This window comes from Pseudomonas sp. R4-15, from assembly GCF_055768815.1.
In genome coordinates this window covers 1,376,352-1,387,599 of the sequence record NZ_CM147293.1, presented here as the reverse complement: position 1 = coordinate 1,387,599, position 11,248 = coordinate 1,376,352, and the positions used below count along the sequence as shown (strand labels likewise).

The window sequence follows — 11,248 nt, the reverse complement described above, 5'->3', positions numbered from 1 at the left end:
GGCAGGCGACCGACTTCATGCCGTCTCTCCGAGGATCACGTCCGCGGCCTTCTGCGGCATGGAGTACAGGTCCGCCGAGTCGGCGAAGGCCAGCGCATTGCGACTCCAGGCCGCGCGCTGGGCGTCGTCCTCGAGCATCTGCACCAGCAGGCGATTGAGCGAGGCCTGTTCGAACGGCGCAGGCACTACGCGCCCGGCGTCGGCCTCGGCGATGTAGTGGGCGTAGCCGCAGACCTCGGTGACCAGCACCGGCAAGCCGGACACCAGCGCCTCGAGCAGGACCGTGCCGGTGTTCTCGTTGTAGGCCGGATGGATCAGCAGATCGGCGCCCAGCAGGAAGCGCGGAATGTCGCTGCGACCCTTGAGGATGTCCACCCGCTCGGCAATGCCCAGGGTCTTGGCCTGCAGACGAAAGGCACGCGGATCGTCCTGGCCGATGGCGATCAGCCGGGTGCGCGCCTTGAGCGCCGCCGGCAGTGCGGCCAGCGCCTTGAGGCTACGGTCCAGGCCCTTGGTCTTGAAGCCGGAGCCGATCTGCACCAGCAGCAGGTCCTGCTCGCCCAGCTTGAACTCACGGCGGAAGTCGGCGCGGATCTCGGCGGCATTCGCCGGCGCCCGGCGATCGGCGGCGATGCCCGGCGGTAGCAGGTGGAAGCGCTCGGCCGGGGTCGCGTAGTGCTTGACGAACAACGGCTGCTGGACCTCGGAGATCATCAGGATCTGGGTCTTCGACTCGGGGGCGAACACCGCGCGCTCGTACTCGGCGAAGTGCCGGTAGCGACTCCAGCGCTTGTACAGCGGATTGCGCAGGGTCTGCGCCTTTTCCTCGAAGCAACTGTCGGCGGCGTAGTAGACGTCCAGGTCGGGCATCTTGTTGAAGCCGATCAGCCGGTCCACCGGATCGCGCGCGAGGTCGGCAGCCATCCAGGCGCTGAACTTCTCGTTACGCCGATGATTGAACAGCGCCTTGACCGGCGCCACGCGCACATCGAAACCGGCAGGAACCTCACCGTCCCAGATCGGCGTGTACACGCGAATCTGGTGCCCACGGCGCTGGCACTCCTGGGCGATGCGCAGGAAGTCGCGTTGCAGGCCGCCAAAGGGAAAGTACTTGTAGAGGGCGAACGCCAAGCGCATTCAGCAGGTCTCCCGCGCCAGCAGCGCGTCCAGTTCGGCCGCGACGCGGGTGGCGTCAAGACCGTCGAAGCAAGGGGTTTGCCGATCGCCCGCACCGGCGCCGGGGGCGGTCGAGCACAGGTGTACCTGGCCGCGACCGTAGGCGCCGACGCGCTCCGGGCGAGTCGGACCGTAGAGGGAAATGCTCGGCACGTCGAGGGCTGCGGCCAGATGTCCCAGGCCGGTATCCACCGCGACGCAGGCACGCGCGCCGGCGATGACGCCGGCCACGCCAGCGAGGTTGAGGCGCGGCAAGACCTCGGCACCCGGCAGCCCGGCGACCAGGCGCTCGGCGCGTGCCTTTTCCTCGGCATTGCCCCATGGCAGGCGCAGTGCCAGGCCGCGCGCGCTGACGTGCTCGGCGAGCAGGCGCCATTGCGCCTCCGGCCAGTGCTTGCTCGGCCAGGTGGTGCCGTGCAGGAACATCAGGTAGGGCGTGTCGCTAGCGCTGGCCAACGCCTGGCGGTCAAGGCCGTAGTCGCCGATCTCGTCCACCAGCGCATAACCCAGCGCCTGGGCGAACAGACGCCGCGTGCGCTGCAGGGCATGGCCCTCGCGCGGCACGTTGTAACGGCGGTCGTAGAAGCGCGCGGCCAGCGGCTCACGGGCGGAATCACGATCCAGACCGGCGACCGGCGCCTGCGTATAACGCGTCAGCCAGGCGCTCTTGAGCAGCCCCTGGGCATCGATTACCAGATCGTAGCCGGGCGCACGCAGACGCCGCTTGCAGGCGGCCCACTCACCGCTGCGCCAGGCCGTCAGCGGATGCTTGCGCCAGCGCCGGATGGCGACGGGAATCACCTGTTCGACGGCCGGGTGCCAGGCCGGGATCTCCGCGAAACCCTCTTCCACCACCCAGTCGAAACGGATGCCGGGAATCGCCCGCGCGGCATCGGTGAGCGCCGGCAGGGTATGAATGACGTCGCCCAGCGACGAAGTCTTGATCAACAGAACCCGCACTCAGTCGGCCTCTCGCAGCTCGACGGGCTGCCCGAGCAGGCGCAACAGCGCGGCGAGCACCTGCTCGGGCGGCAGTTCACGCAGGCAATTGTAGTGACCGAAGCGACAGGTGCGATCGAAGCACGGACTGCACTCCAGCCCCAGGCGCACGACCTCGACACGTTCGGCCAGCGGCGGGGTGAAGCCCGGCGAGGTGGAACCGTAGACCGCCACCAACGGACGCTCCAGCGCGGCCGCGACATGCATCAACCCGGAGTCGTTGGAAACCACCGCATCGGCGCAGGAGAGCAGGTCGATAGCCTCGGCCAGCGAGGTCTCGCCCGCGAGGTTGCTCACCTCCTCGCGCAGCCCTGGAATCAGTCGCGCGCGAATCTGCTCGCCCACCGGATGGTCGCTCTTCGAACCGAACAGCCAGACCTGCCAGCCTTCACGAATCTTCGCCTCGGCCACCGCCGCGTAATGCTCGGCGGGCCAACGCTTGGCCTCGCCGAATTCCGCGCCAGGGCACAGCGCCAGCAGCGGACGATCGAGTTGCAGGGCAAAGCGAGCCAGCGCCGCCTCGCGGGCGACCGGTTCGATGACCAGGCGCGGACGCGGATACGGCTGCGGCAGTTCGGCCCCCGGCGCATAGGCCAACGCCATGAAGCGCTCGATCATCAGCGGGTAACGGTCTTTGTCCAGCTTGCGGATGTCATTGAGCAGGCCCAGGCGCATCTCGCCGCGCCAACCGGTACGCCGTGGAATGCGCGCGAAGAACGGCACCAGCGCCGACTTCAGCGAATTGGGCAGGACGATCGCCTGGTCATAACGCCCACGCAGCTCACCGGCGATACGTCGACGGGTGCGCAACTCGAGGGCGCCATGGCCGATGGGAAAGCCGATGGCCTGGCGCACCTCGGGCATGCGCTCAAGGATCGGCCGGCTCCAGTCCGGCGCGAGCACGTCGATGGCACATCCGGGGTACTGGCGTTGCAGGCAGACGAACAGCGTCTGCGCCATCACCATGTCGCCCACCCAGCTGGGGCCGATGATCAGGATATTCATAGAAAGGCAGTCTCAAGCTCCAACCACGGACCACGGCCAGGCACCTTGCCCGGGGGCGCAGCCAGCGCCTGCATTGCCGGCTCCTCAGGAATTCGGTCGCGTGGCCAGGACCAACCCCAGCTCGCGCCAGATACGCATGACAGCGTGGCGCTCGGCATGGAAACTCGCGCCATCCACGCGACCCGGCTGCTGCTGCAGCGCCAGCCGATGGGAGGCCGAGCGGTAGGCCTTGTAGGCTTCCTGCAGCAGTCGCGCCGTTTCCTCGGACAGCAATCCGGCCTCGGCCAAGGCCTCGAGAATGCGGATATTGTCGGTGAAGCGCAGCAGCTGCGGATGCGTGTGCGACCACGCCAGAACGGCGTATTGCACCATAAATTCGATATCGACGATACCTCCGGCATCCTGCTTGAGGTCGAACACGGCCCCCGCCTCGAAGGCCCCCGGGGCGGTGCCTGCAGCGGTCGCGCGGGTGCCGAGGTTGTCGCGCATCTTGCCGCGCATCTCGCTCACCTCATCGCGCAAGCGCTGCAGGTCGCGCTCGCGTCCCAGTATGTTTTCACGCACGGCGTCGAAGGCCGTACCGACCCGCGCGCAGCCGACCAGCGTGCGCGCACGCACCAGTGCCTGGTGCTCCCAGGTCCAGGCCTCGTCGCGCTGGTAGCGCTCGAAGGCGCGTACCGAGCTGACCAGCAGGCCCGCCGCGCCGGATGGACGCAGGCGCATGTCGACCTCGTAGAGCTGCCCGGATGCGGTCTGCGCGGTGAGCATATGAATGATGCGCTGGCCCAGGCGAGTGAAGAACTGGGCACCATCGATCGGCCGCGGGCCGTCGGTCTCGGCCTGGGGATCGCCATCGTGGATGAACACCAGATCCAGGTCGGAGCCATGGCCCAGTTCGATACCGCCGACCTTGCCGTAGCCGACGATGATGAAATCCTTCTCGCAGAGGCTGCCATCGGCACGCCGTGGCGTACCGTGCCGCGCCTGGCTATGACGCCAGGCCAGCGCCAGGACCTGGTCGAGGATCGCTTCGGCCAGCCAGGTGAGGTAGTCACTGACCTTCATCAGCGGCAGGCTGCCGCTGATCTCCGAGGCGGCGACCCGCAGCCCATGGGCGAGTTTGAAGTGCCGCAAGGCCTCCATCTGCTGTTCGAGATCGTCCTCGGGAATGCGTACCAGCCGCTCGCGCAGTTCCGCCGCGAGCTCCGCCGCCTTCGGCGGATTGAACAGCCGACGCGCATCCAGTAGCTCATCGAGCAAGATCGGATAGCGGGCGATCTCGCTGGCGATAAACGGGCTCGCGGCGCACAACTCGACGAGCAGCGACAACGCCTCCGGGTTCTCGGAAAGCAGCACCAGGTAGGCCGAACGGCGCGCCACGGCGGCCACCAGCGGCAGCGTTCGCTGCAATGCGAGATCCGGCTGGGCATGCCCGGCGGCCAGCGCCAGCAGACTCGGCATGAAGGCATCCAGGCGCTCCCGCCCCAGGCGCTGCATGGCGCGCACCTGGCCGCCCTGGCGCAGGTCGACGAGCCGCTTCAGCGCATCGCCGGGCTCGGCGAAACCCGCCTCACCGAGCTGCCGCTGCGCGCTCTCGTCGTCGAGCAGGCCACTCCATAGCGACAGCCACTCGCCGCTGGCATCGTCGTCCACGGCTTCCGGCGTCTCGGGATCGGCAATGACCTGGTGGAAATGCCACTCGACGCGCGCGCGCCAGTGATCCAGTTGCTCGCGCAACGCACCCCAGTCGGCAAAGCCCAGGCTCCAGGCGATCCGCGCACGGGCCTCGGGGTCTTCCGGCAGCATCTGGGTCTGGCGGTCGTCGAGCGCCTGCAACGCATGCTCCACGTGACGCAGGAAGCGATAGCCATCGCGCAGCTCGGCAACCGCCGGCAACGGCAGGTAGCCCTGCCCTTCCAGCACCTGCAATACCTTGAGCAGCGGCCGTTGCTGCAGCGCCAGGTCGCGCCCGCCATGAATCAGCTGGAACACCTGGGCGATGAATTCGACCTCTCGGATACCGCCGGCGCCGAGCTTGATGTTGTCCTCACGCCCCTTGCGCCGCACCTCTTGCTGGATCAACTGCTTGAGCGTGCGCAACGCTTCGATGGCGGAGAAATCCAGGTAACGCCGATAGACGAAGGGACGCAGCATCTCCAGCAGGCGCTCACCCGCTTCGCGATCACCAGCGACGACCCGCGCCTTGATCATCGCGTAGCGCTCCCAGTCGCGCCCCTGGTCCTGGTAGTACTGCTCCAGAGCGCTGAAGCTGAGCACCAGCGCACCGCTGGCGCCGTAGGGACGCAGGCGCATGTCGACGCGGAACACGAAGCCGTCCACGGTGACCGCATCGAGCGCCTTGATCAGCCGCTGCCCGAGACGGATGAAGAACTCCTGGTTGTCCAGCGGACGCCGCACGCCGACGGTCTCACCGCCTTCGCCATAGGCGAAGATCAGGTCGATGTCCGAGGACAGGTTCAACTCGCCGGCGCCGAGCTTGCCCATGCCCAGCACGACCAGTCGCTGGGCCTCCCCGCTGCGTCGCCCACGCGGCTCGCCGAACTGGGCACAGAGGCGCGGGTGCAGCCAGTCGAGCGCGACATCGATGCAGGCATCGGCCAGCGCCGAGAGATCCGCACAGGTTTCCTCCAGCGGCGCCAGGCGATTCACATCGCGCCAGATGACGCGCATCTGCTGCCGATTGCGGAACGCCCGCAGGCTCCGCGCCAGCGCATCTTCGTCCACGCACTCGGCCAGTTGCGTCTGCAACTGGCGGCGCATCTCTCCCGGTTCCAGGCTGCGCTCGAGCAAGCCTTGCGATGCCATTTCGAGCAGCGACACTGGGTCACGCACCACCTGTGCGGCAGCGAAGTCGCTGGCCACGGCGAGCGCCTCCAGCGCCTGCCAGCGCTCGGCAGGCCAGGCCTGCAAGGCCGCCCGGGGCGCATCGCCCAAGGGGTCCAGAGCAGCCTGTAAACGTTCCCGCAAACGCTCGACGAATGGGCGCAGCGGATCGGGCAAAGGGGGGCGTTGCGGCAGGCTCATGGTCTATCCTTCTCTGCCGGGCCATCCTGTGACCGGACGGTCCCGGAGATGCGGCGCGCTTAGCCAAATCATCGTCGCATCAGTGATTTCGCATCTCCCGAATGCATCGCGGGAGGTGAAATGGCAGCCGGAATGTAGTAAAACTACAAGGCCGGCCCCTACCGGTACATCCAAGAATGAAGACGCCGACGCCCACGAGGCGGAGGTGCCCTAGGCGACCGATTCTGGAAGCCTTTCCGCCCTGGAGCAAGCCATGCAAGATCTCGATCCCGTCGAAACCCAGGAATGGCTGGACGCCCTGGAGTCCGTTCTCGACAAGGAGGGCGAAGAGCGCGCCCATTATCTGCTGACCCGCCTGGGTGAGCTGGCCACCCGCAGCGGCACCCCGCTGCCCTATGGCATCACCACGCCCTACCGCAACACCATTCCGGTCACCCGCGAGGCACGCATGCCCGGTGACCTGTTCATGGAGCGCCGCATCCGTTCGCTGGTGCGCTGGAACGCCCTGGCCATGGTGATGCGCGCGAACAAGCAGGACCCGGACCTGGGTGGCCACATTTCCACCTTCGCCTCCAGCGCCACCCTGTACGACATCGGCTTCAACTACTTCTTCCAGGCCCCGACCGAAGAACACGGCGGCGACCTCATCTACTATCAGGGCCATGCCTCCCCCGGCATCTACGCCCGCGCGTTCCTCGAAGGCCGCCTTTCCGAAGGCCAGATGAACAACTTCCGCCAGGAAGTGGACGGCGAAGGCCTTTCGTCCTATCCGCACCCGCACCTGATGCCGGACTTCTGGCAGTTCCCCACCGTTTCCATGGGCCTGGGCCCGATCACCGCGATCTACCAGGCACGCTTCATGAAGTACCTGGAGAACCGCGGCTTCATCCCGGCCGGCAAGCAGAAGGTCTGGTGCTTCATCGGCGACGGCGAGTGCGACGAGCCGGAAACCCTCGGCGCCATCTCCCTGGCCGGCCGCGAGAACCTGGACAACCTGATCTTCGTCATCAACTGCAACCTGCAGCGCCTCGACGGCCCGGTACGCGGTAACGGCAAGATCATCCAGGAGCTGGAAGGCGTCTTCAAAGGTGCCAACTGGAACGTCAACAAGGTCATCTGGGGTCGCATGTGGGACCCGCTGTTCGCCGAGGACGACGACGGTCGCATGCAGCGTCGCATGGACGCCGCCATCGACGGCGAATACCAGAACTACAAGGCCAAAGACGGCGCGTACGTGCGCCAACACTTCTTCGGCGCCGATCCGGAGCTGCTCAAGCGTGTCGAGCACCTCTCCGACGACGAGATCTGGAAGCTCAACCGTGGCGGCCACGATCCGTTCAAGGTCTATGCGGCCTACCACCAGGCGGTCAACCACAAGGGCCAGCCTACCGTCATCCTGGCCAAGACCATCAAGGGCTACGGTACCGGCGCGGGCGAAGCGAAGAACACCGCACACAACACCAAGAAGGTCGATATCGAGTCGCTGAAGAAATTCCGCGATCGCTTCGACATTCCGCTCAACGACTCGCAGCTCGAAGACCTGCCGTTCTATCGTCCGGCCGAAGACAGCGCCGAGATGAAGTACCTGCGCAAGTGCCGCGAGAAGCTCGGCGGCTCGCTGCCGCAGCGCCGCAACACCAGCGTGAGCATCCCCACACCGCCGCTGGAAACCCTCAAGGCGGTGCTCGACGGTTCCGGTGATCGCGAGATTTCCACCACCATGGCGTTCGGCCGCATCCTGGCCTCGATGGTCAAGGACAAGGAGCTGGGCAAGCGCATCGTGCCGATCCTCGCCGACGAGGCGCGCACCTTCGGCATGGAAGGCATGTTCCGCCAACTGGGTATCTACTCTCCGGTGGGGCAGTTGTACGAGCCGGTCGACCGTGACCAGGTGATGTACTACCGCGAAGAGAAAGACGGCCAGATTCTTCAGGAAGGCCTCAACGAGGCAGGCGCGTTCTCCTCGTTCATCGCTGCGGGCACCGCCTACAGCAACTACAACGTGCCGATGCTGCCGGTCTACATCTTCTACTCGATGTTCGGCTTCCAGCGTATCGGCGACCTGGCCTGGGCGGCCGGCGACGCACAGGCACGCGGCTTCCTGCTCGGTGGCACCTCCGGGCGCACCACGCTCAACGGCGAAGGTCTGCAGCACGAGGACGGTCACAGCCACATCCTCGCCAGCACCATCCCCAACGTGCGCAGCTACGATCCGACCTACGCCTACGAGCTGGCGGTGATCATGCAGCACGGCACCCATCAGATGATGGAGAAGCAGGAGAGCGTTTATTACTACATCACGGTAATGAACGAGAACTACCAGCAGCCGGCGATGCCCGAGGGCGTCGAGGACGGCATCATCAAGGGCATGTACCTGCTCGAGGAAGCCGAGGGCGACTTCGCGCACCGCGTGCAACTGCTGGGTTGCGGCACCATCCTGCGTGAAGTCCGCGCCGCGGTGGAACTGCTCGCCGAGTTCGGCGTCGGCGCCGACGTCTGGAGCGTCACCAGCTTCAACGAACTGCGCCGCGACGGCCTGGCGATCGACCGCTGGAACCGCCTGCACCCGGCCGAGGAGCCGAAGAAGTCCTACGTCGAGCAATGCCTGGAAGGCCGTACCGGCCCGGTGGTCGCCTCGACCGACTACATGAAGCTGTTTGCCGATCAGATTCGTCAGTGGGTCCCATCCCGCGAATACCAGGTGCTCGGCACCGACGGCTTCGGCCGCAGCGACAGCCGCAAGAAACTGCGCGACTTCTTCGAAGTCGACCGTCGCTGGGTCGCCCTGGCGGCATTGCAGGCGCTCGCCGATCGCGGCGTGCTGGAACGCAAGGTGCTGGCCGAGGCCATCGCCAAGTTCGGCATCGACCCCGAGAAACGCAATCCGCTGGATTGCTGATAACGCGAGCGAACAGGAGAACCTATTGTGAGTGAAACCATTCGCGTACCCGATATCGGCAGCGGAGAAGGCGAAGTCATCGAGATCCTCGTGAAGGTCGGTGACGTCGTCGAAGCGGAACAGAGCCTGGTGGCCCTGGAGTCCGACAAGGCCAGCATGGAAATCCCCGCGCCCAAGGCCGGCAAGATCACGGCGCTGCACGTCAAGCTGGGTGACAGCCTGAAGACCGGCGACCTGCTCGCCGACCTCGAATTCGAGGGCGGCAGCGATGCCGCTCCGGCCGAAGCACCGGCTCCCGAGCCGGCCGCTGCCGAGCCCGCCGCCGAAGCGCCGCAAGCTGCGCCCGCCGCAGAGCCGGCGGCTGCGGGCGAAGCCCAGGACGTCAAGGTTCCGGACATCGGCTCGACCGGCAAGGCCAGCGTCATCGAAGTCTCGGTCAAGCCGGGCGACCGCATCGAGGCCGAGCAATCGCTGATCACCCTGGAATCCGACAAGGCCAGCATGGAAATCCCCTCCCCCGCCGCCGGCGTGGTGGAGAGCGTTTCGGTGAAGGTCGGCGACGAAGTCGGCACCGGCGATCTGATCCTGGTCCTCAAGGGCGAGGCCTCCGCCAAGCCGCAGGCGGCCGCCAGCGCACCGGCTCCGGCCGCAGCCCCCACGGCTGAAGCACCGGTCTCCTCCGAGGCTGAAGAGCCCGCCGGCGAGAGCGTCGAGGAAGTACGCATCCCGGACATCGGTTCCAGCGGCGCCGCCAATGTCATCGAAGTGATGGTCAAGGCCGGCGATAGCGTCGAGGCCGACCAGTCGCTGATCACCCTGGAATCCGACAAGGCCAGCATGGAAATCCCCGCGCCCAAGGCTGGCGTAGTGGAGAGCGTGTCGATCAAGGTCGGCGACCAGGCCACGACCGGCGACCTGATCCTCACCCTCAAGGTGGCTGGCAAGGCCGCACCCAAGGCTGCCGCAGCGCCCGCGCCGACTCAGGCACCGCAGCAGCAGGCCGCGCCGAACAAACAGGGCGCGCCCGCCGCTGCTCCGCAAGCGGCACCGGTCGCCGCCGCGCCCAGCCGTGACGGCAAGAAGGTGCATGCCGGTCCGGCCGTACGCATGCTCGCCCGCGAGTTCGGCGTGGAACTGGCTGACGTGGCCGCCACCGGCCCGCGTGGTCGCGTGCTCAAGGAAGACGTGCAGGCCTACGTCAAGACGATGATGCAGAAGGCCAAGCAGGCCCCCGCCGCGGGTGCCACCGGCGGTGCCGGCATCCCGCCGATCCCGGAAGTGGACTTCAGCAAGTTCGGCGAGGTCGAGGAAGTCCCGATGACCCGCCTGATGCAGGTGGGCGCCGCCAACCTGCATCGCAGCTGGCTGAACGTGCCGCACGTGACCCAGTTCGAGTCCTCGGACATCACCGAACTGGAAGCTTTCCGCGTTTCGCAGAAGGCCGCGGCGGAGAAGGCCGGCGTCAAGCTGACCGTCCTACCGCTGTTGCTCAAGGCCTGTGCCCACCTGCTCAAGGAGCTGCCGGAGTTCAACGCTTCGCTGGCGCCCAGCGGCAAGGCGGTGATCCGCAAGAAGTACGTGCACATCGGCTTCGCGGTGGACACCCCGGACGGCCTGTTGGTCCCGGTGATCAAGAACGTCGACCAGAAGAGCCTGCTGCAGCTGGCTGGCGAAGCCGCCGAGCTGGCCGACAAGGCCCGCAAGAAAAAGCTCACTGGCGACGACATGCAGGGCGCCTGCTTCACCATCTCCAGCCTCGGGCACATTGGCGGTACCGGCTTCACGCCGATCGTCAACGCGCCGGAAGTGGCGATCCTCGGTGTCAGCAAGGCCAGCATGCAGCCGGTCTGGGACGGCAAGGCTTTCCAGCCGCGCCTGATGCTGCCGCTGTCGCTGTCCTACGATCACCGAGTGATCAACGGTGCCGCCGCGGCGCGCTTCACCAAGCGCCTGTCGGAGCTGCTGGCGGACATCCGCACCCTGCTGCTGTGATTCGTTGGTCGCCCTCGGGCGACCTCGCAACCGTTCGAGCATGCCACGCTCGTACCTCGACCCCGCCGATTGGCGGGGTTTTTTTATGCCCTGGACGAGCCGTTGCGCTGGCCAGCGCAACAGCGCCAGCCG

General features: G+C 66.7%; 6 protein-coding genes. 2 read left to right on the top strand and 4 right to left on the bottom strand.

The annotated features are described in order from the left end of the window. Positions 1-15: 15 nt before the first annotated feature. From ACYRGX_RS06485 to glnE, 4 genes are all read right to left on the bottom strand, one after another. Positions 16-1,137, bottom strand: a complete 1,122-nt coding sequence (locus ACYRGX_RS06485) for a glycosyltransferase family 4 protein (protein ID WP_473055790.1) — start codon at positions 1,135-1,137, stop codon at positions 16-18. After that, entirely contained in the window at positions 1,138-2,136 is a 999-nt protein-coding gene (gene waaC / locus ACYRGX_RS06480) for a lipopolysaccharide heptosyltransferase I (RefSeq protein WP_473055789.1), read from the bottom strand. Then, positions 2,137-3,180: a lipopolysaccharide heptosyltransferase II gene (gene waaF / locus ACYRGX_RS06475; protein ID WP_473055788.1), complete on the bottom strand. Its 1,044-nt coding sequence runs from the start codon at positions 3,178-3,180 to the stop codon at positions 2,137-2,139. It lies immediately after the preceding gene. Between the two features lie 84 nt (positions 3,181-3,264). Further along, on the bottom strand, positions 3,265-6,225 hold the full coding sequence (gene glnE, locus ACYRGX_RS06470; protein ID WP_473055787.1) for a bifunctional [glutamate--ammonia ligase]-adenylyl-L-tyrosine phosphorylase/[glutamate--ammonia-ligase] adenylyltransferase: 2,961 nt from the start codon (positions 6,223-6,225) through the stop codon (positions 3,265-3,267). Positions 6,226-6,478: 253 nt separating this feature from the next. Here glnE and aceE point away from each other — a divergent pair, with 253 nt between their 5' ends. Together aceE and aceF are read left to right on the top strand one after the other, a co-directional pair. Then, positions 6,479-9,124 (top strand): pyruvate dehydrogenase (acetyl-transferring), homodimeric type, encoded by a 2,646-nt coding sequence (aceE, locus tag ACYRGX_RS06465; protein ID WP_473055786.1) that lies wholly within the window; start codon positions 6,479-6,481, stop codon positions 9,122-9,124. Between the two features lie 27 nt (positions 9,125-9,151). Next, a complete protein-coding gene (gene aceF, locus ACYRGX_RS06460) occupies positions 9,152-11,116 on the top strand; it encodes a dihydrolipoyllysine-residue acetyltransferase (protein WP_473055785.1) in 1,965 nt (654 codons plus the stop codon). The last annotated feature ends 132 nt before the right edge of the window (positions 11,117-11,248 follow it).

Bases quoted from the DNA above. Each gene is read 5' to 3' on its own strand.
- ACYRGX_RS06485 (WP_473055790.1), bottom strand. From the start codon at position 1,137: ATGCGCTTGGCGTTCGCCCTCTACAAGTACTTTCCCTTTGGCGGCCTG.
- glnE (WP_473055787.1), bottom strand. From the start codon at position 6,225: ATGAGCCTGCCGCAACGCCCCCCTTTGCCCGATCCGCTGCGCCCATTC.
- waaF (WP_473055788.1), bottom strand. From the start codon at position 3,180: ATGAATATCCTGATCATCGGCCCCAGCTGGGTGGGCGACATGGTGATG.
- aceE (WP_473055786.1), top strand. From the start codon at position 6,479: ATGCAAGATCTCGATCCCGTCGAAACCCAGGAATGGCTGGACGCCCTG.